This is a genomic window from Arsukibacterium sp. (genome assembly GCF_033722355.1).
Taxonomy (GTDB): Bacteria; Pseudomonadota; Gammaproteobacteria; order Enterobacterales; family Alteromonadaceae; genus Alishewanella.
The window spans coordinates 1-25278 of record NZ_JAWVZF010000010.1; the positions used below are offsets into that span (position 1 = coordinate 1).

The 25278-nt window shown below is 49.1% G+C and carries 23 protein-coding genes and 1 tRNA gene; 7 read left to right on the plus strand and 17 right to left on the minus strand.

Annotation, left to right across the window (positions count from 1 at the left end):
• From R3177_RS02270 to R3177_RS02280, 3 genes are all read right to left on the minus strand, one after another.
• A partial coding sequence (locus tag R3177_RS02270) for a glycogen synthase (protein ID WP_318969416.1) occupies positions 1-892 on the minus strand: 892 nt, incomplete at its 3' end.
• 22 nt (positions 893-914) lie between these two features.
• Complete coding sequence (glgC, locus tag R3177_RS02275; protein WP_318969417.1) at positions 915-2153, minus strand: glucose-1-phosphate adenylyltransferase; 1239 nt, start codon at positions 2151-2153, stop codon at positions 915-917.
• A 258-nt stretch (positions 2154-2411) separates the two neighbouring features.
• Complete coding sequence (locus tag R3177_RS02280; RefSeq protein ID WP_318969418.1) at positions 2412-4430, minus strand: NADPH-dependent 2,4-dienoyl-CoA reductase; 2019 nt, start codon at positions 4428-4430, stop codon at positions 2412-2414.
• A gap of 178 nt (positions 4431-4608) precedes the next feature.
• Here R3177_RS02280 and sppA point away from each other — a divergent pair, with 178 nt between their 5' ends.
• Together sppA and ansA are read left to right on the plus strand one after the other, a co-directional pair.
• Positions 4609-6489, plus strand: coding sequence for a signal peptide peptidase SppA (gene sppA, locus R3177_RS02285; protein ID WP_318969419.1), 1881 nt, complete (start codon positions 4609-4611; stop codon positions 6487-6489).
• Positions 6490-6587: 98 nt separating this feature from the next.
• Positions 6588-7613, plus strand: a complete 1026-nt coding sequence (gene ansA / locus R3177_RS02290; RefSeq protein WP_318969420.1) for an asparaginase — start codon at positions 6588-6590, stop codon at positions 7611-7613.
• A gap of 28 nt (positions 7614-7641) precedes the next feature.
• On the opposite strand, the gene R3177_RS02295 is transcribed toward ansA, so the two are convergent.
• The 8 genes from R3177_RS02295 to R3177_RS02330 form a co-directional block, all read right to left on the minus strand.
• Entirely contained in the window at positions 7642-10380 is a 2739-nt protein-coding gene (locus R3177_RS02295) for a DUF349 domain-containing protein (RefSeq protein ID WP_318969421.1), read from the minus strand.
• A complete protein-coding gene (locus R3177_RS02300; RefSeq protein ID WP_318969422.1) occupies positions 10370-10651 on the minus strand; it encodes a YeaC family protein in 282 nt (93 codons plus the stop codon). Before R3177_RS02300 ends, R3177_RS02295 begins: the two co-directional genes overlap by 11 nt.
• A 4-nt stretch (positions 10652-10655) precedes the next feature.
• Positions 10656-10979, minus strand: a complete 324-nt coding sequence (locus R3177_RS02305) for a zinc ribbon domain-containing protein (RefSeq protein WP_318969423.1) — start codon at positions 10977-10979, stop codon at positions 10656-10658.
• 47 nt (positions 10980-11026) lie between these two features.
• Positions 11027-12154 carry a M14-type cytosolic carboxypeptidase gene (locus R3177_RS02310; protein WP_318969424.1) on the minus strand — a complete coding sequence of 376 codons (1128 nt, stop codon included), beginning with the start codon at positions 12152-12154 and terminating at the stop codon, positions 11027-11029.
• A gap of 64 nt (positions 12155-12218) precedes the next feature.
• Positions 12219-12464, minus strand: coding sequence for a DUF2960 family protein (locus tag R3177_RS02315; RefSeq protein WP_318969425.1), 246 nt, complete (start codon positions 12462-12464; stop codon positions 12219-12221).
• Positions 12465-13316, minus strand: a complete 852-nt coding sequence (locus tag R3177_RS02320; RefSeq protein WP_318969426.1) for an EamA family transporter — start codon at positions 13314-13316, stop codon at positions 12465-12467.
• Entirely contained in the window at positions 13316-14428 is a 1113-nt protein-coding gene (locus R3177_RS02325; RefSeq protein WP_318969427.1) for a lysophospholipid acyltransferase family protein, read from the minus strand. The genes R3177_RS02320 and R3177_RS02325 overlap by 1 nt, the downstream gene beginning before the upstream one ends.
• 56 nt (positions 14429-14484) lie before the next feature.
• The gene (locus R3177_RS02330) at positions 14485-14649 is read right to left on the minus strand and encodes a hypothetical protein (protein ID WP_318969428.1); all 165 of its coding nucleotides are present in this window, start codon (positions 14647-14649) and stop codon (positions 14485-14487) included.
• A 17-nt stretch (positions 14650-14666) separates the two neighbouring features.
• On the opposite strand from R3177_RS02330, the gene R3177_RS02335 reads away from it, so the two are divergent.
• Positions 14667-14743 (plus strand) — tRNA-Pro (locus R3177_RS02335).
• A gap of 146 nt (positions 14744-14889) precedes the next feature.
• On the opposite strand, the gene R3177_RS02340 is transcribed toward R3177_RS02335, so the two are convergent.
• Positions 14890-15357, minus strand: a complete 468-nt coding sequence (locus tag R3177_RS02340; protein ID WP_318969429.1) for a hypothetical protein — start codon at positions 15355-15357, stop codon at positions 14890-14892.
• A gap of 293 nt (positions 15358-15650) precedes the next feature.
• Between R3177_RS02340 and R3177_RS02345 the strand changes: the two genes are divergently transcribed.
• Positions 15651-16316 (plus strand): superoxide dismutase, encoded by a 666-nt coding sequence (locus R3177_RS02345; protein ID WP_318969447.1) that lies wholly within the window; start codon positions 15651-15653, stop codon positions 16314-16316.
• 83 nt (positions 16317-16399) lie between these two features.
• Positions 16400-16957 carry a YaeQ family protein gene (locus R3177_RS02350; RefSeq protein WP_318969430.1) on the plus strand — a complete coding sequence of 186 codons (558 nt, stop codon included), beginning with the start codon at positions 16400-16402 and terminating at the stop codon, positions 16955-16957.
• Between the two features lie 27 nt (positions 16958-16984).
• Here R3177_RS02350 and R3177_RS02355 read toward each other — a convergent pair whose 3' ends face one another.
• The 4 genes from R3177_RS02355 to apbC form a co-directional block, all read right to left on the minus strand.
• The gene (locus R3177_RS02355; protein ID WP_318969431.1) at positions 16985-17560 is read right to left on the minus strand and encodes a glutathione S-transferase family protein; all 576 of its coding nucleotides are present in this window, start codon (positions 17558-17560) and stop codon (positions 16985-16987) included.
• On the minus strand, positions 17560-18456 hold the full coding sequence (locus tag R3177_RS02360; protein ID WP_318969432.1) for a DMT family transporter: 897 nt from the start codon (positions 18454-18456) through the stop codon (positions 17560-17562). The genes R3177_RS02355 and R3177_RS02360 overlap by 1 nt, the downstream gene beginning before the upstream one ends.
• A 182-nt stretch (positions 18457-18638) precedes the next feature.
• Positions 18639-19229, minus strand: coding sequence for a dCTP deaminase (gene dcd / locus R3177_RS02365; RefSeq protein WP_318969433.1), 591 nt, complete (start codon positions 19227-19229; stop codon positions 18639-18641).
• A 2-nt stretch (positions 19230-19231) separates the two neighbouring features.
• A complete protein-coding gene (gene apbC / locus R3177_RS02370) occupies positions 19232-20152 on the minus strand; it encodes an iron-sulfur cluster carrier protein ApbC (RefSeq protein WP_318969434.1) in 921 nt (306 codons plus the stop codon).
• A gap of 150 nt (positions 20153-20302) precedes the next feature.
• On the opposite strand from apbC, the gene metG reads away from it, so the two are divergent.
• Together metG and R3177_RS02380 are read left to right on the plus strand one after the other, a co-directional pair.
• Positions 20303-22369, plus strand: a complete 2067-nt coding sequence (metG, locus tag R3177_RS02375) for a methionine--tRNA ligase (RefSeq protein ID WP_318969435.1) — start codon at positions 20303-20305, stop codon at positions 22367-22369.
• 4 nt (positions 22370-22373) lie between these two features.
• Positions 22374-23771 (plus strand): MFS transporter, encoded by a 1398-nt coding sequence (locus R3177_RS02380; protein ID WP_318969436.1) that lies wholly within the window; start codon positions 22374-22376, stop codon positions 23769-23771.
• On the opposite strand, the gene R3177_RS02385 is transcribed toward R3177_RS02380, so the two are convergent.
• The gene (locus tag R3177_RS02385) at positions 23768-25234 is read right to left on the minus strand and encodes a hypothetical protein (protein ID WP_318969437.1); all 1467 of its coding nucleotides are present in this window, start codon (positions 25232-25234) and stop codon (positions 23768-23770) included. The two genes, R3177_RS02380 and R3177_RS02385, sit on opposite strands and share 4 nt — an antisense overlap.
• Between the last annotated feature and the right edge of the window lie 44 nt (positions 25235-25278).

A 25278-nucleotide genomic window follows, 5' to 3' on the forward strand; every position in this document is an offset into this window, starting at 1 on the left:
AGCCTTTCTGTCCGGTTACCCGGCTTACTGCCACCATTAAAGGCACTTCAGCTACTGCCAGCTGATAATCCCGCTGCAACTGCATTTTGCACTTCGCCTTACCACTTAAATCAGCAGCGGAATAGGTTGCCGGCAATGCAGCATCTGTCGCCGGGTTCCATAGCTGGTAATCACAGCCGTTTAAAATGCCGCTGAAATCCTCCCTGCGCTGCTGATACCAGCCGGAAAGACCATTGGCTGCGGGTTCCTTTAATAACTCGTCCCGATAACCCTGACTGACAGTATTAATTTTCGTCGCATACTGCAGGGCTATCTGTAAAAAGTTAACGCTGTTGCCATGTAACGGCAAATCCAGCTGCGCTGCCCAGTGTGGTGCAGATTGCTGCTGATACGCGCCGTTGTGAATGGTGAAGACGAAAGGCGTCGCGGCAAGCCTGGGGTGGTGCCGGTATTCTTTTGCCAGATAAAATGCCGTAGCTGCGGTTTGCCAGTCATGGCCATGCAGTACATCAAATGTCGGCTGCTCTGTGCACCACTGCAGTACCGCTTTGCAGAAAAAGGCAAAACGCAGTGGGTTATCAGCATAACCATGCTCGCCATCATCGTAAGGTCTTGCCCTGGCGAAAAAATCATGATGCTCCAGCAGATAGACCGGAATACCGGCAACATTCGTTTTGCGTACCGCACAGCCGAAGGTTTGGCCACCCAATTCAACGAATACTGATTCTTCGTCAGTGGTACCTACCTTGTACAATGAACCGTACCTGGGCATGATCACACTGATCTGATGGCCCTTTCCCTGCAAATTACTGGCCAGTCCCCGACACGCATCCGCCAGACCACCGGTTTTTATCAAACCTTCATATTCACTGCAAATAAACAGAATACGCAACACAAGTTCCTTAGCTATTTACTCAAACGTCATCAAAACCAATCTTGGCCCCTTTCGGGATCACGACAACGCCACCGGGTGAGATATGAAAACGGGCTTTGTCCTGCACCGGATCTTCACCGATAATGGTACCCGGGGCAATTTTTACGTCTTTATCAATAATGGCGCGGCGAATACGACAACCGCGGCCAATGTCGTTGTTGCCCATCAGCACGCACTTTTCAATGTAGCTGTGGCTGTGCACATGGACGTTGTAACCCAATATCGACTGATAGACGATAGCCCCACTGACGATACAGCCTGACGCCACCATAGAACTTATCGCCTGACCGGTACGGTTCGTTTCATCATGCACGAACTTGGCCGGTGGCATTGGTGGCGTGTAGCTGCGCAGCGGCCAGTAACGGTTATAGACATCAAACGGCGGGTTAATCGAGATTAAGTCCATATTAGCTTCATAGTAAGAATCTATGGTACCGACATCGCGCCAGTAACCGGCACTGCTTTCCGACTCGCCGCGAATACGGTTACTGGAAAAGTCGTAGACATAGACTTCACCCTGCGGGTACAAGCCCGGGATAATATTATGGCCAAAGTCATGTTTTGAACCATCCTGTTTAGCATCTTCTTCCAGCACATTAACCAGACAACGGGCTTCAAATATGTAATTGCCCATCGATGCCAGCACAAAGTCGGGCCTGCCCGGAATGGTTTTCGGGTTTTCTTTAGGCTTTTCCTCAAAGCCGATCATTTTGCCCTTTTCATCCACTTCAATCACGCCAAACTCATGAGCCTGACTTACCGGCACCGGTATCGCTGCCACAGTAAGCTTGGCTTTGTTATGACGATGAAAATCGAGCATTTGCCGCACGTCCATCTTATAAATATGGTCACCACCAAATACGCAAACGTGCTCCGGGTCCAGGCCTTCAATTAAATGCAAATTCTGATAAATGGCGTCGGCAGTGCCTAAATACCAGTGTTTACCGGTTTGCATCTGGGCCGGTATCGGGTCAATAAAGCGGTTGGTTAAGCCACTTACCCGCCAGGCGCGGCCTAAATGCTTCATTAATGAGTGCGATTTAAACTGAGTAATAACGAAGATCTGCAACAAGTCAGAATTTACAAAGTTGTTTAACACAAAATCGACAATCCGATAGTTGCCGCCAAACGGCACCGCTGGTTTAGCGCGAATACCGGTAAGTGGCGCCAAACGGGTCCCCTCGCCTCCAGCAAGTACCATGGTTAACACACCTGACATAAAGACTCCCTGTAATGACTTGGTATTTATTGAACTACTACCACGATAGCAGCATTAGCTAATAAAGCACCAGAAAAGTGACTTGCCAAGCGCAAAATCAGACTTAAGTCGGTGATTTTTCGCAATAGCATGGCCAGCAACAGATTTTAACGGCGGGAAACGAAAATTGGGTTACAGCAGCATGCCAAAATAAAACCGCACCAGGTTGGTGCGGCTTGTTTAACAAAAATTAGGCCGGTTAAAAAACCTGATTAACGTTTAAATTCTCGCGGCCAGCTCTGCGCCCTGGCGGATGGCGCGTTTGGCGTCTAACTCGGCTGCGACATCGGCGCCGCCAATTAAATGATTGGGGATGCCGCGCTCGGTTAAGCCTTGTTGTAAGTCCCGAAGTGGGATCTGACCGGCGCAGATAATCACGTTGTCGACATCCAGACAACGCTCTTCGCCGCCAATTTCCAGCCACAGGCCGCTGTCATCTACCCGCAGGTAATTCACCCCGCCCATCGACTCCACGCCTTTTTTCTTTAATGACGCCCGGTGCGTCCAGCCGGTGGTTTTGCCTAAACCGGCCCCCACTTTGCTGGTTTTACGTTGCATTAAATAAATTTTACGCTGTGCCGGCTCTGGCAGGCTGTCGGGCAATAAGGCACCACGGCCGGCATAATCTTTATCAACGCCCCACTCTTTTAACCAGGCATCCGGTTGCAGGGTTAATGAATGCTCTTCAGTCAGGTATTCGGCGACATCAAAGCCAATACCACCGGCACCGATTATGGCGACGTTTTTACCGACTGACTTATGATCACGTAATACATCTAAGTAACTGAGCACCTTGGGATGTTCCTGGCCTCGCAGGGCAATATCTCTGGGTAAAACACCGGTGGCCAGAATCACCTCGTCAAAACCGCCGTCGGCGAGCGACTCAGCGGTTTGCTCAGAATTTAAATGTAAGTTAATGGCATGCAATTCCAGCATCCGGCCAAAATAACGCAGGGTTTCATGAAACTCTTCTTTACCGGGAATTTGCTTGGCGTAATTAAACTGGCCACCGATTTGATGTGATTTATCAAACAAATGCACAGTATGGCCACGCTGCGCCGCGTACACACTAAACGCTAAGCCAGCCGGGCCGGCCCCGACCACGGCCAGTTTTTTCGGCTGTGCAGCAGGAGTAAAGTTAAGTTCAGTTTCATAACAGGCTCTGGGGTTAACCAGACAACTGGCTCTTTTGTTCTGAAACACATGGTCCAGACACGCCTGGTTACAGGCAATACAGGTATTAATCTGATCGGCGTTATCCGCAGCGGCTTTATTAACAAAGTCAGCATCAGCTAAAAACGGCCGGGCCATACAGATCATATCCGCCTGACCATTGGCCAGAATATCTTCGGCAACCTGGGGATCATTAATCCGGTTGGTGGCAATAACCGGAATACTCAGTTCTTTTTTAACCCGCTCGGTTATCCAGCTAAACGCCGCGCGCGGCACCCGGGTGGTAATGGTCGGCACCCGTGCTTCGTGCCAGCCGATGCCGGTATTAATTAACGTGGCACCGGCTTCAGCAATGGCTTTACCTAATTCAACCACCTCTTCATAACTATTGCCATCTTCCACTAAATCCAGCATCGACAAGCGGTAAATAATAATAAAATCCTGGCCGCACTGCTCACGCACTGCTTTAACCGTTTCAATGGCAAAACGGCTGCGGTTGGCAAAGCTGCCGCCCCACTCGTCCTGACGCCGGTTAGTGCGCTGACAGACAAACTGATTAATCAGATAGCCCTCAGAGCCCATCACCTCAACGCCGTCGTAACCGGCTTTTTTCGCCAGCTTCGCGGCATAGGCGAAGTCTTTAATGGTGCTGGTAATTTGCCGCTTTGACATTTCAGCGGGTTTAAAAGGGGTGATCGGCGATTGTATTTTGCTCGGCGCCACATTAAACGGATGATAGCCGTACCGGCCGGCGTGCAGCAGCTGCAAGCAAATTTTTGCATCATGCTGATGCACGGCTTCAGTTATCTGGCAGTGTTTTTTGACCTGCCACCAATGGCTGAGCTGGCTACCAAAGGGCACCAGATTACCGCGAAAGTTCGGGCTGATGCCGCCGGTAATAATCAGCCCGACGCCACCTTTGGCGCGCTCTGCATAAAATGCGGCCAATTTGGCAAAGCCATTTTTTTCCTCTTCGAGGCCGGTATGCATCGAGCCCATAATGACGCGATTTTTCAGCGTCGTAAAACCTAAATCCAGTGGTTGTAATAATCGTTGGTATGCCACTGCAGCCTCTCTGGTCGTACCTGTTAAATAGGAAGAATGTAGCTGCTTTGGCTGCTGATAGCAAGAGTTAAACATTTACTTACAAATTCAATTTAGTCTTTACGGCTAAATTGGTTAGCATAGCAGTGATAAAACTATTATTTCGCTTCCATTACAGGAACTCTTACAGGAAATTATTATGTCAGAACCGAGAAAAGGTCCTATTCGTCGCTTTTTTGGCGCAATCTGGCGGGTTTACAAGGGCTTTCGCTCTACTGTGCTTAACCTGCTGTTTATCTTTATCGTTGCGATGGTGCTGGTCGCTGTTTTCAGTGGTGAAGATGACGTTCTAATTGCTGATACTGCAGCCTTAGTAGTGAACCTGAATGGTGATCTGGTTGAAGAAAAACGCTGGATCGATCCTTTATCAGGTGTAATCAATGAAGGCCTGGGTGCGCCGGAAGAGTCGCCAGAAATGCTGGTGTCTGATGTCGTTAAAGTTATCGAAACTGCAACATCAGATAACCGTATTCAGGCCATGGTGCTGGATGTCTCCGGCCTGGGTTCAGCATCAATCGATAAAATGCAGCGTGTCGGTAAGGCGATTGAAGGCTTTAAAGCAGCAGGTAAGAAAGTCTTCAGCCATGGCGCTTATTTCGGCCAAACCCAGTATTATCTGGCCAGCTATGCCGACGAAATTAGCTTAAGCCCGATGGGTGCAGTGATTCTGGAAGGTTACGGCAGTTATCCGATGTATTACAAAGAGGCATTGGAGAAACTCAAAATCAACACCCACGTATTCCGGGTGGGCACTTACAAATCTGCCGTAGAACCGTTCCTGCGTAACGACATGTCTGAGGCGGCCAAAGAAGCTAACATTGCCTGGTTGTCAGGTTTGTGGGATACCTACAAGCAGCATGTCAGCAGCCGCCGTGGTTTCGATATTGGTAATTTCGATGAAACCTATGAAGCTCTGTTACAAAAACTACAGGCTGCAGAGGGTGACACCGCCCGTTATGCTATTGATAACCGCTATGCTGACGCTATTGCCACCCGGGAGCAATTCCGGCAAAAACTGATTGGCATTGTCGGTGAAAATGACAAACATACCTACAACCATATCGGCTTTGATGATTACGCAAAATATGCCATTCCAAACGCAAATTTTGTTAATCCGCTGACTTCAAAAGTCGCGGTCATCGTGGCCCGGGGCATGATAGTCGATGGCAATGCCAAAGCCGGTACCATCGGCGGTGATTCAACCGCAGCACTGCTGCGCAAGGCCCGGCATGATGAAAAAGTAAAAGCTGTGGTATTACGGATAGACAGTGGTGGCGGTAGTGCGTTTGCGTCAGAGGTAATTGGTCAGGAAATCACGCTGCTACGCGAGGCTGGCAAACCGGTAATCGCCTCTATGGGCGCGGTGGCCGCATCCGGTGGTTACTGGATAGCCGCCCCCGCCAATGAAATCTGGGCTGCGCCAACAACTATTACCGGTTCAATCGGCATTTTTGGCCTGTTACATACTCTGGAGAATTCACTGGATACCGTGGGCTTAAATGTTGATGGTGTCGGCACGACTGAACTGGCTGGGTTATCGTCAGGTTTACCGCTTTACAAGGGATTAAATGACAAAGCAAAAGATGTGTTCCAGCTGTTAATTGAGCGTGGTTACACTGAGTTTTTAACCATGGTTGCCAGCAACCGCAATATGACGCTGTCTGAAGTGGATGCCGTGGCACAAGGCCGGGTCTGGACAGGTAGCACAGCACTGGAACTGGGTCTGGTTGATAAACTGGGTACTTTTGACGATGCCATTGCTGCGGCAGCTGATATGGCAGGCCTGGATAACTATGATGTACAGGTAATTACCCAGGAATTGTCGCCAACAGAGCAAATGCTTAAAGAGCTGTTTGGTACGGCGAAAGCTAAGGGCTGGTTACCACAGGTGCAGGCCTCACCAGAACAGCAGATGCTGCAACGGGTAAGCAAGCAACTCCGGCAGGATTTCGTTATCCTGAACCAGTTCAATGATCCCAATGGTATTTACTCTTATTGTGTAACGTGTACCGTTAACTGACAGTCAGCTTAATCTCCATTACAATGCCCGCCATGCTGCGGGCATTTTTGTAGTGTCGACATGGCTTTTTATCAATTGACTTTACTGAGCACAATACTATGACCAGAAAACGGATCTATGTCGCCTATACCGGTGGCACCATTGGCATGCAGCAATCCACTCAGGGCTTTGTGCCGGTGCCGGGGTTTCTCACGGCCACAGTTAAGCAGATGCCGGAATTTTTTCACCCCGACATGCCGTTGTTTGATATTCACGAATATCATCCGGTTATCGACTCATCTGATATGACTCCGGCACATTGGCTGCATATCGCCACCGATATACAGCAACATTATCAGCAATATGATGGTTTTGTCGTGCTGCACGGTACGGACACGATGGCATATACCGCGTCCGCCTTGTCTTTTATGCTGGAGAACCTGCAAAAGCCGGTAATCATTACCGGCTCTCAGATCCCGCTGGCACAGCTTCGCTCAGATGGTCAGGTAAATTTATTAAATGCGTTATATCTGGCCGCCAATTATCCTATTGCTGAAGTCGCATTATTTTTTAATAACAAACTGTTTCGCGGCAATCGCGCCACTAAGGCCGATGCCGATGGCTTTGATGCATTTGCCTCCCCTAACTTCCTGCCACTGCTCGAAGCAGGGATAGATATCGATCTGATAGAAGGCAAAATAACTCCTGCCCCGGCAACGGTGCCCGATTTAAAGGTGGCCACTATTACCCCGCAGCCAATAAGCGTTGTTACCCTGTACCCCGGTATCAGCACCGATGTCATAAGCAATATGCTAACCGCACCGGTAAGGGCGCTGATTATTAAATCATTCGGGGTAGGCAATGCACCACAACGTCCCGAATTACTGAGCGTACTGCAGGCAGCGGCCGAGCGGGGACAGGTTCTGGTGAACTGTACTCAGTGCTTTAAAGGTAAAGTCAATATGGATGGCTATGCCACCGGCAATGCCCTGAAAACCAGCGGCGTGATTAGTGGTTATGACATGACGCTGGAAGCCACTTTGACAAAACTGCACTACTTATTAAGCCAACAGCTGGATGTGACACAAATTCGCCAGAAAATGCAGCAGAATTTGCGTGGTGAGCTGACCAGTCAGGGGGCTTAGCCCCCTGCTGATTAACACAAGCGGGGTATCAACGCGCTGAAAACACCGCTTTTAACCGGGGCAGCAAGACAAGCTCAGCGTCAGACAGCGGGCCAAATGCCAGCCAGTGCTTCAGCAAACTTTGTTTATCCGCTACTTCACCGGCATTATGCTTTAATGTCAGTAGTGTTAACTGTACCTGCTGGCGCTCGCTACGTTCCTGCTCAGGGCCATTAATATCACTCATTATTTCCAGGGCCAGGGTCAAGCCCTTGCGATCTAATCCCAGCGCACCGGCCAAGTCAGGTTGCGGGGTAAACTGCGCCGGCCAGCTATCACTGTTGCTGCCAGGCTGTGCTAACTGTTCAAATAACGAATTGATATCCTGCTGCGCCGCCTGAGTGCTTTGCTGCTGCATTAAATCAGTCAGTTGCTGTTGCAACTGGTCACGTTGCTTCCGGGCAGTAGCCATTACACCGACGTCCAGTTGCTGAAGCTGCGCTGCAACTGCGCTAAACTCGTCACTGGCACTGGTTACCGTTAACGCTTGCAGCCGCTGGGCTATTTCAGCAAGTGCTGTTGTTAACGCTTGCTCCTGCTCCAGTTGCTGTTGTTGCTGCTGGGCATAAATGGCCTGCCGCTGACTGAAAAAACCATCACAAATCTGCCGGAATTGCTGCCACAATTGCTGGTCATGTTTTTTACCGGCAAAACCCAACTGTTTCCAGCGTTGCTGTAATTCTTTGAGTATCTTACTGCTTTGATTGCTGTCACTAAGCGCTGTCGCTGCCTGAGCTTCACTGATCAATGCTTGCTTTTGCCCGGCAACCTGTTGCTGCAGCTCAGTGAGCTGAGCTTTTAACGGACTCATTGCCGCCTGATAGCGCTGTTGCAACAACAGATAATCCTGGCGCTTAACCGGTCCGGCCTGCTGCCAGGCCTGGGTTAAGGATTTTAATGTACCATCGAGCGCCGATGGTTCCGTTGGTGCTGCCAGCAGTTGTTCTAACTGCTCTATAATGGCTTGGCGGGTTTTGAAGTTTGCTGCTTTTAACGCATCTTGTTCAGCAAAGTACACCCGACACGGGGCATAAGCCTGCTCACAGGCAAGGTCAAAAGCGGCATTTAATTCGGCCTCCTGCTCTACGCCAGCCTTACCAAAACTGGACCATTGTTGCCGGGCCTGTTTTATCTGCTCAGCCCGCGCCGGGATATCAGCCGGTTCGTTGCTGGCAAGTTGCTGCAGTTGTGCCAGCAGCTCCTGCTTACGCGGCGTGGCAATATATTCCTGCCAGTCAGCGAGCTCAGCAATGCGTTTGCGGGCAAATTCATAGTCAGCCGCCAGTTTTTGCTGTTCTGCCTCGTTAAGCATCGCGTATTCTGCATTTATGCCTTTAAATAAGCCAAACAGAACTTTATAGCGTCCTTGCTGGTCAAGCCGTTTAAACTCGGCAATTTTGCTGCGACACTGGCGCAGCGCACGCTCACTCTGGTTACTGATTGCCTTAATCGCTTGCTGCCACTGCTGTTGCAACTGCTGTTTTGCATCAGCGAGCGAATCAGGCACCGCCAACGATAAATCGGCCATAAGATTATGCCAGTTAGCTTTATACTGGTTTAATTGCTGCTTTGCTTTATCAAGTTGCGCCGGTTCTACGGGTAAGGCCTGAGCAGCCCAGTCGCTGACTAAACGCGATGCCTGACTGAGTTTCTCCGCCGTTTGCGGCAAACGATTTAACTCACCGCTAAGGGCCCGTTGCTGCGTTTGCAGTTCGTTGCGCTGCGACACACTGAGGACATCTGCCGCTAAAATCTGCTCAGACAGCAGAGACAGCTGCTCAGCAATTGTCTCTGCGGCACTGATATCAACCTGGGCTAACGCCTCAGTTAACTGCTGAGTCAGTTCAGTCAATGCAGCGGATAACTGCTGATATTGCGCGGCAGCGGCGGCTTTTTGCTCTGCTTCTGCCTGTGCTATCGCCAGTTGCTGTAACTGCGGCGCTAACCAGGCTTCCAGCTTAGTGAGTAATTGCTGATATTTATCTTCAATACCAGCCGCTTCAGCTTGTGGCAGGCAGTCCAGTTCAGTTTTTAATTGTTGCCACTGAGTTTGCAACTCAGCCAGTTGTGCCGGGATCTCGGCGACAGAGAATCGATCGCGCAACGCATTTAATCTGGCCAGCAGCAATGTCAGGTCTTTACGAAGTTTAACTGGTTTTTGCTTTAACTCAGCCTGTTCACTCATTCTGAGCTGTAACTGTTCTGCCAGTTCACCGGTTAACAGCTTGCTGAGCTTTTCCAGTTGTTTCTGGTCATCCACTTGTGCCAGTAACTGCTGTTTCTGGGCAATAGTCAGTACTGTTCCTGTCAGCGCTTTACTGTTTAATTCAGGTTTATTCAGACGCTCAAGTACACTGAATAAGATTTCGGCATCTGTTTCCCGCTCCGCTAATTGCTCCAGTAAGGCTACCCGGTTGCACTGGGCAATAAACTGACGCTTTTGTGGTGCAGCTATTTGCTGTTGCAGCAGCATGGCCAATAACTGCTGCTCGGCGAACTGCCGTAACCGGTCACTGCTATCCTGCTTACTGGCTTGCCACCACAAGGAAAAGTCGTTCAGATGCGCCAGTGCACTTTGCCGCACCGTCTCGTTGCTGTCGTTAAACGCCAGTTCATGTAAAATTTGTTTGTGCTCGCGCTGGCCTGCTGACAAGCTGGCTATTGCCTGCTGACGCATACTGCTGTCAGGATGTTGCCACTTAGGCTTAAACCAGTTTTTAAATATCATCGTGTCCGAACCTTGCTATTGCGTCATTATTATCAAATTGCTTTTTCAGTTCAGCTTTCGATTTCTGGATCAGCTGACCATCGGCACCCACAGTAAATAATTCATCTGACTTCAGCACCGTGGCCTGATAAGCCATCACCAGCTGCAGCGTATGCGCTTTTTGTTGCTCGTTAAGTGCTACACCGTCAGCCCAGCGGCCGGTAGCCACCGCATCGGCCAGCTTTTGATAGGTTTCTGGCGCCATAGCGCTAACCAACGCTTTAAAATCCATAACGTTATTTTCGCTTTAACATAATAATCCGCGCCCGGGTAACGACGTACCAACAAAACCCGAACGCAATGGCTGCATTTGATAAATACTGGTTGTAGCTGTGATTAGCGGGCTGCCACCAGTACAAAATGCCAAAGCCAGCCAGAAACAATACCATAGCCAGCATTGACTGGTTCATCAGCGATTGCATTTTACGGTTTTTCTTCTCCCGCTCTATCGCGGCAAGTTGCTCTGGCGTATTGCTACTTAAGTCACCACCACATTTGCTGCAAACCGCGGCTTTATCTGAAATTCGTTGCCCGCAGTACGGGCAGGATATAATTGCCATAATACTTACCTTTACACCTTAACTGGTTTAGCAAACTAACTCCTGCTTTAACGCAGTTTATCAACCACTTGTAAAATCGCACTCAGACTGTCCTGTCCCAGTTTCATTGAACGGATATCAGACCAGCCGAATGCCGCATCGGGTAAATCAGCGTTGTCTTTAAATGGCATCTCAACGGTATAGGCCAGACATTTAAACTGCTCAGCTACCCAGTTGGTTGCCACTGTCAGATTAGCGGTTCCGGGCTCGTCCTTGTCATAACCATATTTAACCTGAAACTCCGGGGTCACTGCTAACAGTGCCGCTTTAAAGTCCTGCTCTAACTGGTGCATCTGGTCGTTATACGACGGTACACCTTCTGAGCCGGCGACAAAATTATATGGCAGGTTTTCATCACCGTGAATGTCTAAAAACATATCCAGCCCGGTTTCCAGCATTTTCTGGCGAACCAGGTAAACTTCCGGGCTGCGCTCCATCGTCGGATTCTGCCATTCCCGGTTCAGGTTAGCGCCAGCAGCATTGGTCCTTAAATGGCCCCGCACACTGCCATCCGGGTTCATGTTTGGCACGATATAAAACACCGCTTTAGCCAGCAGACTTCGGGCAACACCATCATCTTCATCCAGCAAACGATCAAGCAAACCTTCTATAAACCATTCTGCCATCGTTTCACCCGGATGCTGACGGGCCGTAATCCAGATTTTCTTTTTGCTGTCATCCGGCTCACCGACCACCAACATACTCATATCACGGCCATCAAGGGTTTCACCTAAATCTACCAGCTGACAGTTGTAATCGTTTTGCGCCTGATGCAGTAAATCCTGATGCCGCTCATAACTGTAGGGCGCGAAATAAGCAAAATACACAGACTCGGCTTCAGGGTAATGGTTAATAATTAATGCTTTACCATCAAATTCTGTTTCAACCCGAAACCAGGTTTGCCGATCATAAGAAGCAACGGCCTGATAATCCTTCCAACCATCGGGGTAGGCAGAGCCTGCCGCATTGGTAATGGTAATTTTGTGCTGCTGTGGATGCGGGCTGTTCAGCCGGAAATGAAACCACTGATAAAAGTCAGACTGGTTGTCTTTACGGATAGCCAGTTGAATATCGGCCGGGTCTTCCGCTTTAATGATTTCGATATTACCACTATCAAAATTACTGGTGATTTTCATAATTCAGTTCCTGTTTTTTTAATGGTCAAAGCCTAACATAGCCGCTTTGGGCTGAACATGGGCTTCAGGGCTCGTCCCGCAGAAAAGCGATGTTACTAAACCCCATTTTGGTAAAGGCCTGCTGCCGGAAGTTTTTAATCGCGGCTTTATCTTTAGCCGTTTTTGCCACCTGCTGCTCCATCGCCAGAAAGCTGGCAAGATCAATGTCTTCAGCCGCCGCTACCGCTTCATATAAATCGACAAAACGATCATAACTAAACGCAATAATTTTGGTGGTGCCTTTAAATGTATATTGAACCTGTCTTGCCACTTAACCTCCCTGCCCGGCCGGCCTGCGGCACAACCAGATTGAAAACCCGATCATAGCGCAGCCAACGCTCAGGCGCACTAAATCTGTATCACGTTGCCAGATAATCACATTCACCAGCAGCCCCGCTGGGATCAGCGCATTATTCATCACTGCCAGCATGCCACTGGATACCTGTGTCGCCCCTTTATTCCAGCCGTAATAACCAAGACCTGAGGCAACCAGCCCCAACCACAGGATTACTGTCCAGTGCAACGTGCTGGTTGGATAATTGCTGGTACCCAGTACCAGCCAGGCAGGAATGGCAATACAGGCCGCGCCGGCATAAAACCAGCCAAACAGCTGGTATTGCGTTACGCCCGGGTGGCGTGCTATCAGCCTTTTATAACTTACCTGGCCAATAGCAAAGCACAGATTAGCGCCCTGTACCACGGCAAAACCTGTCCAATAATTGGTACTAAGCGAGTTGTAACGCATCAGCGCGGCCGCCAATACGGCAATAACCGCAGCCAGCAAAAACTGTGGGTTAAAGCGCCGGGCCAGCACGTCATATAACAGCGTGATATATAACGGCGTGAAAATAGTAAACACCAGCACTTCTGCCACGCTTAGCAGCAAAAAGGACTGATAATAAAACAGATACATCAGACCCAGTTGCACCGCACCTATTGCCATAACCGGCACTACCAGGCCCGCGCTGAAGCGGTAGCGCAGCAATAGCGGACTGAACAGTAATACTGCCAGTAAAATCCGGCTTAGTACGGCAAAATAGGGGTCGACCTGGCCTGCCAGATAAACGCCAATCAGGCTGAATGAAAACGCCCACAGCACGGTGACACTGATTAAGTAGAACATTATCGCCGGGTTTTAATGACAGGTGTTGCGTATAAGGTGGTCATTAACTCCTGTGCCCCCGGCGGTACGCTTTGCAACCGTTGCTGCCACTGTTCAATCGCAACAGCAGTTGCCGCGGGTTCATTGCTGCCGGCAGCTAAAGCATTAATTGGATAACAGCGGTATTGTTGCCAGATCTGCTGATCAATAAACGCGGCTGCGGCATCAGGATCATTGGGAACGGCCTGCAACGGCTCAGCAAAAGCAACATGCACCCGGCCTTTGTAGCCGACAATACCTTTGATGATGGCATCAATATCTTCAAATTCTGTTTTCTGATAACTGCCCTGAGTTTTCTTCTGCCACAGCTCATTAATTTTGTCGCTGTCACAGGGGTCGTACTCATAAGAAATACATACTGGTACAATATTCAGACTTTGCAGGTACTCATTAAAAGCAAGCCCCTGTTTTTTCCCTTCCATATAAAACATTTTCAGAATTGTCGGATCAGTCTGATCATTACCGTCTTTGGCCCGGCCCTCGCGCTGGGCAATCCACACTGAATGGTCATCGTCCAGTGAGTGCTTAATGTAGGCCGACAACTGCGACAGGTTTTTCAGCATCTCGCGTGGGCCTTTGGCACCGCGTTTGACAATAAAGCTTTTGTTTAACTTCATCAGCTCGGTGGCACAAGGTTTACGAAGTAAATTATCACCAATCGCGATCCGTACAGTGGTAAATCCCTGCTGGTGCAGACACCAGTTGACCAGCGCCGGATCCATGGCGATATCTCGATGGTTCGATAAGAACAAATAGGATTGTCTGGGGTCTAAGTGTTCAAGCCCGGAATAGGTGACTTTGTCGGTGGTGTTGGCAATCATCCGATCCATAAAACCGGCTACCTGCAACTGCACAGCCTTAACCGATTTTAACCTGGCCCAGCGCCGTTTTAACCATAACCGCACCAACGGTGACAGTAACCAACCAAAAGGCCCGGATAAACGGGGAAAGCGGTAATGCAGAATGGCCTGAATAAACTCGTGATCGGCAATCAGGCGCGCAATAGCTGGCGCAACTTCGTTGTCATGATATGGCCGGATATCGGCGAAAGGATCCTGCTCCAATTGCTCCACTTGTACTCAGTTCGGTTAGTTAAAATAGCGGCCTATTTTACTGAGTTAGCAAAAATTCACCAGTACAGAGTGCATTTAATTCTGGCAAATTCCCGCCAGATACCAGCAGCAGTAGCCCGTCGGGCCCACATCTCATCCATTGCTTTCAGGTTCCGCCGGCAGTAACTGGCGAAAATTGCTGCAGTTGACTCATCCGGCATTGCTTTCTGGGATGGAATCATTATGATACTCCCCACGTCGGTACGTAGCGCAGCTTGGTAGCGCACTTCGCTGGGGGTGAAGGGGTCGGAGGTTCGAATCCTCTCGTACCGACCATTAGATTTTGTTAAAAAAGCCGCTAAGCACTGCTTAGCGGCTTTTTTAATCTCAGCGGCAACCGGGCCGCAGTTTCCTGCAGAACTGAGAGCGCAGGCACCAGCTCTAGCGCTTTAAACCACCCGGTAATAACCTGACTAACGCCATTAAAGGCGCCTTAATTTTTTAGATAAGCTGGCTATTTTGCTATCAACGGCCCGGATATCGGTAGCGTATTTCGCTGTAATTGCTGCGATCTCTTTTGCCAGACTGTCTTCCAATACCGCGCTGGCCAGATTGTTGTTAGCTTGTAGTCTGGACTGTCGCAATCGTGTAATTTCAATATCGCGCCGGCTCTGCAGCCTGGCCTTTTGGCCCTTGAGGCTGGTTATTTCCCGCTGCAGTTGACGCTTTTCTGAAACGTCGCGCACGGCTCCATTGCTTGATGCCGGATTTTTTGTTTGTTCTGTTGGCTGTGGAGCCAGGCTGGTAACCTCAGCAGAATGATAGCCGGTGACTTCAGCATTATCACTGCAGGGTGGCTGACTATAAGTCGCCATGCCGTTTACTTCACAATCGTCGATAACAGCCAGTGACAAAACCCAGAGCAGGCTCGAGAATGCGATAAAGTTCACTGCCACTCCTGTCACGCTATAGTAATAGCAGGAAGCATAAACGATAGCAGATAAACTTGCAGCGGTTTTTGCGCTTTGCTTGTCAGCAACGTTAAAGCTCTGTTAAGCAGACCGCATTTCCAAAAGAGTGGATAGTAGCTATCCTCTGTCTAACGTTTATAGTATCGTTATGTTTATCTTTACCTTTGAATTTAAGCTGTTAACTCAGCTTTACCGGTACGTTGGCATCAGTACCGTCTTGTTTTAATCTATAACAGGAGCGTTCTATGATTCTAAAAACCGCCAAATCATTAATGGTTGCCACTTTGGTAACACTCGGCAGTGTAGTACCCGCCAGCGCTGATACCTTTACCCTGCCCCCACTGCCTTATGCTGCAGAGGCACTGGCACCGGTGATTGATAAAGAAACGATGCAAATTCACCATGGTAAACATCACCAGGCTTATGTAAATAATTTAAATGCGCAGGTCGCCAATTTCCCGGATTTAGCGACACTGCCGCTGGAAGCCATTATGTCGCGGGTATCCCGCTATAATGACGCGGTACGCAATAATGCAGGTGGTCATTATAACCATCAGTTATTCTGGCAGGTAATGGCCCCGCCGGGCCAGGGTGGTGAACCTTCTGTAGAACTGTTTGCGGCAATAAAGCGCGATTTTGGCTCAGTAGAGGCAATGCAAACTGCTTTTAATCAGGCCGCCGCCAGCCGTTTTGGCTCTGGCTGGGCCTGGCTGATTCTGGATAAGAATAACAAGCTCGCAATTACGTCAACTGCTAACCAGGATAACCCGCTAATGGATGTGGTTGAGGTGCAGGGTACGCCAATCCTTGCATTGGACGTTTGGGAACATGCTTATTATCTGCAGTATCAGAACAAACGTGGCGACTATGCGACAGCCTGGTGGAAACTGGTTAACTGGCATAAAGTCAATCACTTTTATCATATTGCGACACACTGACTATAACCGCAGCCGGGCTGTTCTTAATGCGATAGCCGCAGTGTTGAGGTACACTGCGGCTTTTTTATGGCCGGAAAACCAAGATGGCACTTAAAGCAACTGTTTTTAAAGTTCAGCTGCAAATCGCAGATATAGACCGCAATTATTATCAGGATCACAGTTTAACCATGGCGCAGCATCCGTCGGAAAACGATGAACGGATGATGGTGCGCTTACTCGCTTTTATCATCAATGCCTCAGAGACACTTACCTTTACCAAAGGGTTAAGTGCAGAGGACGATCAGGCTGAGCTTTGGGATTGCGATTTAAGCGGTGCGATTAACTTGTGGGTTGAGTTTGGCCAGAGCGACGAGAAATGGCTGCGCAAGGCCTGCGGCAGGGCTCGTCAGGTACAGTTATTTTGTTACGGTGGTCGCAGTGTCCCGGTGTGGTGGAAAAATATAGAACCGGCATTGCAACGTTATCAGAACCTGCAGGTTATCGAGATAGCGGAAGCCGCAGTAAAAGAAATGGCCAGTCTGGTCAACCGCACTATGCAGTTACAATGCAATATCAGTGAAGGTCAGATCTGGTTATCTGACACTCAGCAAAGTGTCTTGATTGAACCGGTTACTCTTAAACAGGCGCAAAAACCGGGTTAACTCAGCAGACCTGACAAACGGCTGGCACTACGCCAGCCGCGGATCAGACTCAGATACCATCAGCTGCTGTTTATGTGCCGCAACAAATGCCAGTAGTCCCGGATAGTCATCAAGCTCAAGCAGCTCGCGGAACAGAATCCAGTCGAGCAGGCTATATAGCGCCATTGCCGGATAATGCCAGTTAGCGAACTCATCATTACCGGCCTGCTGATCTAATACAAACATCGAGGTCGCAATGCGTTGCCGCTGCAAATTGTAGAATAATTTATCTTCATTAGTATCAAGACCACTGCGGCTGCATTGAAACAACATCACCAGAGAGTCATTAACGGCATTAATCACCGTCAGCTGATTTTCCTGGTACCAGCTAAGCGCCGCCACACCCTGCTTTGCCGCCAGATAGCGATAAATGACCCCGGAATCAAAAATAGTTTGCCCGGCATCTGTCAGCATCGGTATCCGTAACGTCGGATTAATAGCTGCCAGTGTTTCTCTGTCAACATCATCGAGGATATTAAGTTTAATAAACTCGCAGTGGACATCAGCCAGAAACAAGCGAATGCGCCTGACATAGGGTGAAGTTTGCGAACCATATAGTTTCATTATTGCTCCTTAAGTACTGATGCCGGCGTTATTGCCCTGATGCTAAAGCCGGTCACCAGCATGGTCCCGCCAATAACAATACCGGCCCCTGCCAGCGTATGCCAGCCAATGGCTTCCTGTAAAAACAGGTGGCCCCAGATTACGCCAAATACCGGGATCAGGAAAGTGACCGTCAGTGTTGGTGTCGCTCCTAAATCCTGCACCAGCCTGAAATACAGCAGATACGCAACACCGGTACACACTACGCCTAATGCCAGCACCGCCAGCAAGCTCAGGCTGGCAGGCTCAGTCACCGGCATTGGGATAAGCCATAGCAGCGGCAACAACCATATCGTTGCCCCCCACATACTGCCATGGGCATTAATAAAGGCTGGTACCGGTCTTGCCAGACGTGTATACCAGGTAGCAATACCGTAACAACAAGCCGCTGCAGCTGCGGCAGCAATAGCCGGTAACGCGGCACTGTCAGCAGCCACATCATCAAAACCAACCAGTATCGTCACACCACAAATGCCAAGTAAAAGCCCCAGCACCATTCTGAGGGTCATATCCTGACGGAAAAACAGCCAGCCAATTAATGCCCCCCATAACGGTGCGGTAGCATTGAGCACTGCCAGCAACGAGGCGGTAAGGGTTTGTGCTGCATAGGCAAATAGTAAAAAAGGTAAAGCCGTATTGAAAAAGCTCAGCAACATAAAGTGACCGGCATACTGGCGCAGCGGTAAACTGCGTTGATATGCCAGCGCCACTGCTGCCAGAAATACCGATGCCAGTAAAACCCGGCCAAACATTAGCCAGGCTGGGCCGAAATCTGCAACAGCAAGGCGCATAAACAAAAAAGAGGCGCCCCAGATAGCGGCCAGACTGAATAAACGGATAATACTGCCAACTGCCACAGCCTTGCCCCCTGCTGCAAAGGTTTAGCGAAAGAGATGATAAATTCAGTAAAAAATTTATCGGCATGATGTTGCCAAGCTATGCAGTTTTATTGCATAATCATCCCGCTTCATTTTTGCTTTATAGCTTTTTGACCCACGCCTTGGCGTGGGTTTTTTCATTTCATAGCGGCGCCGTTAAATCAGCGCTTATCATCATGGCTGATCCGGCTGGCATCTGCACCGGTTTGCTCACGGTATTTAGCGTCTGCCCGGGTGTTGTAAGGCTTATCTGCCGGCGTGGTCATTAATTCAAAATTCAGGGCGCCAATTTTCATATGCGGCCTGAGCGCCAATGGCAACTTCCCGCTATTATAAAATTCAAGAACAATATTGCCGGACCAACCGGGATCAATACGATGAGCAGTGACGTGTACCATCAGGCCTAAGCGTGCCAATGACGAGCGGCCATCGAGCCAGCCAACAATATCTGATGGCAGACGCACCGACTCCTGTGTTACACCCAGTGCTAATTCACTCGGATGCAATATAAATACCTGATCATCAGCAATATATATCTCATCGCTCATTACTGAGTTCAATGCTGCATCCACCTGCGCCCGCGGTCCGCTTAAATCAATATAGGGCGCTGCATGCGCTTGAAATACCCTGAATTTGTTGCCCAGACGAATATCTACGCTGACCCCGCTTATCATGTCGGCCCCAGGCGCCGGGGTAATGCCAATTTTACCTTCAGCCAGGTAACGTGTTATATCGCGATCACTCAATCTCATGCTTAATCATCCGTTATTATAATTTCTACCTGTTGCGCTGTGGCGCCAGTGATATTAGCGAGCATACTCCAGGCGATTGTACGGTAAATTTCGTCAATTGGCTGCAGCTTTAATACCGCTGGTGTCCCCTGGTCGGCATGTTCACGGATTTGCCGCTCCAGGGGCAACTGTCCGAGCACCGGAACCTGATAGTGCCCGGCCAGCCTGACGCCGCCGGCGGTACCAAAAATATCGTCACTGTAGCCACACTGCGGACACAAATAATAACTCATGTTTTCAATCAGTCCGAGCACCGGAATTTTAACCTGATTGAACATGGTAATGGCTTTGCCGGCATCACTGAGGGCCACATCCTGTGGTGTAGTCACAATGACCGCCCCACTGACCTTCAGTTTTTGCGACAAGGTTAGCTGAATATCCCCGGTGCCCGGAGGCATATCAACAATCAGAATATCCAGCGCTGGCCACAGTGTTTCATTAATCAGTTGCAACAGCGCCTGACTGGCCATTGGCCCTCGCCAGACAGAGGCTTTCTCAGGTTCAATCAGAAAACCAATTGATTGCAGACTTATGCCAAATGCCTGCTTGGGATTTAGCAGTTTATTATCAGGCGAATCCGCTCTGGCCCCCTGCAATCCTAGCATCATCGGCACAGAAGGCCCGTAGATATCGGCATCCAGTAAGCCGGTGCGCAGGCCCAGTTTCGCGAGCATCACTGCCAGGTTTACCGCCGTTGTTGACTTGCCTACCCCGCCTTTACCCGATGCGACGAGCACAATATGCTGAATATTTGCCATGACCGGTTCACTGCTTCGCAACAAGCCAACTAAGGCTTCGCGCTCTGCTGTCGATGGTTCGTCACTGACCGGTGGCTTATGGTGGTTTTTGGCTGGTTTCGCCGTTTTTTTCAACCAATTAAACATTATTACTCCCATCATCACGGCCAACTGAAAATAATTCGCCATTATCTGTCACATTTTTGCCGCCGCGGGGCTTTGGCGGATGCGATTTTGAGCTGGCTATTGTATCATTAAGCAACTTTTTTTCAGTTATTTATGCAAAGAGCTCTCCTGATGTTACGACGGAAAATATTAATCACCAGTGCTTTACCCTATGCTAACGGCCCCATCCATCTGGGTCACCTGCTTGAATATATTCAAACTGATATCTGGTCTCGATTTCACAAAGCCCGTGGCCATGAGTGTTATTACGTTTGTGCGGATGATGCGCATGGCACCCCTATTATGCTAAAAGCACAACAGCAAGACATTTCACCAGAGCAAATGATTGCCCAGACGAAAATAGAACATGAAGCTGATTTTGCCGGCTTTGCCATTGGTTTTGACAACTATTACTCTACCCACAGTGACGAAAATCGTGAGTTTGCCAGTCTCATATACCAGCGGCTGGATGACGGCGGTTATATTAAACGTAAAACTATCAGCCAGTTATATGATCCGCAAAAGAACATGTTTTTACCCGACCGATTTGTTAAAGGTGATTGTCCCAAATGTGGCGCCCTTGATCAAAATGGTGACAGTTGTGATGTCTGCGGCGCCACTTACAGCCCCACCGATGTCAAAAATCCGCGTTCGGTAGTCTCTGGCGCGACCCCGATATTAAAAGATTCTGAACATTACTTCTTTGATTTGCCAGCTTTTAGTCAGATGCTGCAGGACTGGACCCGCAGTGGCGCATTACAGGAAGAAATGGCCAATAAACTGCAGGAGTGGTTTACTGATGGCCTGCAGATGTGGGATATCAGCCGCGATGCTCCTTATTTTGGTTTTGAAATTCCCGGGGCACCTGGCAAGTTTTTCTATGTCTGGCTCGATGCTCCTATTGGCTATCTGGCCAGTTTCAAACACTATTGCGACAGACATAATGTTGATTTTGACAGCTTCTGGCAGCCAGACTCTACCGCTGAAATCTATCATTTTATCGGTAAAGATATTATTTATTTTCATAGTCTGTTCTGGCCGGCCATGCTGGAAGGGGCAGGTTTTCGAAAGCCTAATGCAGTCTATGCTCATGGGTTTGTTACCGTCAACGGCGCAAAAATGTCTAAATCACGCGGTACCTTTATCAAAGCCCGTACCTATCTGGATAATTTGAATCCGGAATACCTGCGTTATTATTTTGCATCAAAACTGACCTCAGGTATTACCGATCTTGATTTAAACCTGGATGATTTTACCCAGAAAGTGAATGCTGATCTGGTGGGTAAAGTGGTGAATATCGCCAGCCGCTGTGCCGGCTTTATCAGTAAACGCTTTGATGGCAAACTGGCAGCCACTGTCGCTGAGCCGTCATTGCTGCAGGATTTTGTCGCAGCTGGCGACAGCATCGCCGACAGTTTTGAAAAGCGGGAATTTGCCCGGGCGATTCGCGATATCATGGCATTGGCTGATAAAGCTAACCAATACATTGATAACAAAGCCCCCTGGGTGCTGGTTAAAGATGAGGCCCGTCAGCAGGAAGCGCATGATGTCTGTTCAATGGGCCTGAATTTATTCCGGGTATTAATGCACTATTTAAAACCGGTATTGCCGGTGATGGCTGGCGAAGTTGAAGCGTTTTTGAATACCGAGCTCAGCTGGCAGAATTACCAGAATCCGCTGCTTGATCATCCGATTAACCCGTTTAAAGCCCTGATGCAACGTGTCGACCCGTTAAAGGTCACCGCTATGGTAGAAGCATCCACTGAAAACCTGCAGGCAACGACTCAGTCTGCAAAGCCTGAATCTGGTCAAGCAGACCAGGAAAAAGCCAGCAGCAGCACAGCCATTATTGAACGTGAGCCTATCAGTGACACTATCAGTATTGATGACTTTGCCAAAATAGACTTACGGGTAGCTAAAATTATCAGCGCCAGTGCAGTGGAAGGGGCTGATAAACTGGTGCAACTGCAACTGGATATTGGCAATGGTGAAACGCGTCAGGTATTTGCCGGTATTAAAGCTGCCTATAAACCTGAAGATCTGGTCGGGCGCAGCACGGTAATGGTCGCCAACCTGGCACCGCGCAAAATGCGGTTTGGTCTGTCAGAAGGCATGGTATTGGCGGCGGGACCAGGCGGTGGCGATATTTTCATTTTAAGCCCGGATGACGGTGCCATGCCAGGCATGCGGGTAAAGTAAGCAGATGCTGAGTCCGCTTCGCAGTTTCTCATCGTTATTCGCGACTACCCTGATTATGGTTCTGGGGGCTGGCCTGTTAACCACCTATCTGGGTTTATCACTGGCAGCAGATGGGGTTGAGCAACTGTGGATAGGTGGCATGATGTCCGCTTATTATCTGGGCCTGGTGGTCGGCTCTAAACTTGGCCATAAACTGATTGGCCGGGTAGGTCATATCCGCACATTTGTTGCCAGTGCCGGTATGGTGACTGCATCAGCTCTTGGTCATGCCCTTACTGATGACTTGCAGGTGTGGATAGTGCTGCGACTGTTGGTGGGTACCGGCATGATGTGTCAGTATATGGTGCTGGAAAGCTGGTTAAACGAGCAGGCTGACACTAATCAGCGTGGTACTGTGTTCGCCAGCTATATGATTGTCTCCTATATTGGCATGGTGGGTGGTCAGACGGTATTATCATTTTTCCCGGAACTGGGTTTACAGCCCTTACTGCTTGTTGGCATTTGCTATGCGCTTTGCATCGTCCCAATCGCGTTAACCAAACGCATCCACCCTGCTCCATTACACCCGGCACCACTGAAAATTCTGCCGTTCTGGCGGCAGGTGCCGCAATCGCTCACCACTATTTTAATGGCTGGCGGAATTTCCGGTTCATTTTATGGGCTGGCACCGGCTTTTGCTGCCGGCACTGGTTTATCGACCAAGGAAATTGCCGTTTTTATGTCAGCGACCATTTTAGCCGGTTTACTGGCGCAGTGGCCAATGGGCAAACTGTCAGATAAAATTCCGCGCAGCCGGCTGCTGCGCACTAATAGTGCCCTGCTCGGGCTGATTGTACTGAGTATGGCCATTCTGCCCGTTACCGGAGCACTGTTGATCGGTTTAACCTTTTGTTTTGGTATTCTGGCATTTACGCTTTATCCGCTGGCGACAGCACTGGCTAACCAGCATATCGAGCCGGACGAACGGGTTGCATTATCTGCCACAATTCTACTGACTTTTGGTATCGGGGCAACCCTGGGGCCTTTAATAGCATCGGGCCTGATGCAGCTGCTCGGCAACAGCATGTTATATGGCTATATGGCACTAGCCTGTCTGATTTTATTTATCAGGCTGCAACGGGTTAATTACACGCAGAAAGTGGCCAAAAGAATGTTGTCGCAGCAACAGTCTTCCGATTACCAGGTGGCATCAGGCGACCTGGTCTCATCACCGCTGGCAGCTGCGCTTGATCCGAGGGTTGATGAAGATCTGGTGCAGCAACAAATGCGCAATGATGTCACCACTGAATCTGCTGCAGAAACTGCTGCTGAGTTATCCCCAGAAGAAGCTGACACTGCAGCTGGCAACAGCACGCCGTTAGCAGAACAAAAAAATGCAGCGGAAAATCACACCAGCCGTTAATTCTGGTTTATTACCGCTTTATTCCAAAGATTCTGGTTCTTGGAGTAGGAAAAATATTCTTCAGGATGCCAACACTTTGGCAGCAATGCCATACTCTTTCGCTCTTCGAAATTCGACACCAGTTTGCTTAAAATTTCCAATAGCCGCTCTTCACTGATCCTCTCCAGTTTTTTACGTGCCTGCGGATAATATAAATTATTGTCCACGCTAACCACGCAGCCCTGAGCTGACACATTGTAAGTCAGATTCCGGGTCACCATCCTGCATACCGGCGTTCTGGGATTTTCAGGATAAAGACTGGTGACAATGGCATATTCGTAGCGATCCAGATCCTGCCGATCGGAGTCTTTCGGAATATAGGTGATACCGTAACCCTGAGGAAAAACACCGGTAATTTTGAGCAGTCCCGCCACTGCCACCGGGCTGTAAATACCTTTCTCGACGCCTTTTTCCAGTACCAGACCGACTTTGGGTAAAGATTCATAACTGTAGTTGGCCTTGGTGGATAAGACGACCGAAGTATATATCTGTGGAATTTTTAATAAATTGCCTGCGCCCTGTTCAGGTTTAATGGCATTTTTCAGCAAAAAAACCACAAAAGCCTGTTTTTCCCGCTCATTTTGCAAATACCAATCGCGTTGTTCTTTAGAGTTGCCGTGATAAGCGCCAATACCGATGCCCTGTACAAAAAAGTTGAGACTTTCCCGATAACTTATTTTTAACAGCTCTGTCCGTTCATCGTTTTCAAGGATCCTGAACTCATCTAAATCACCGCTAACACCTTTAAGAATAAGCTGAGCGTCCGGGTGGCAACTGCCAATATCCTGCAGAAGCGCTGCCATCAGCAGGGGTATTTGGACATCGTCCCGAAATGGTTGATAGAGGTCTTCTGCTGAGGTTTTGGCATTTGCCTGATAACGCTTAACAATATAAGGATGATTGATATCACCATCAATTAATAACCTGTCCAGCAACCGTAAACTCAGCAAAGCTTTATATAAATGCTTGCTTTTCTGATTCGAAGGGGCAACATTTTTACCTTCTGTCGGCGACATCAGCTGGATGGTCCCCAACATTTTAGCTGTCTGCAGATTAGTTTCTTCAAAAGAACCGCCTTCAGATAAAGCCAGAATGTCTGAGCATAGCTGACGTAGTGTCTCGTAACGACTAAGTTGCTCCTGTTGCAGCTGTTGACTGAATCTTTCCTGCTCACTAACAGCCTGCTGCAGATTACGTTCAATCAGCGCCTGATCGCCTTTACTGGCCTGAGCCTGACGGTCTTTAAACAAGAATACCTGCTGCTCCCGCTCTGCCCGCTGTTGTTCACGTTCGGCTGCCTGACTAAACCAAAGTGCCGCCTGCTCATATAATGAATCAGCAACCACTGTATTATCATAAATACGATTCAGCAGGGCTTTAACCGCTTTAGTGAAATTGGATTTACCGACATTTCCAATTTGCATCGTTAGCATTTATCCTTATTAAATTTGGTGACAGCAACCTGCTG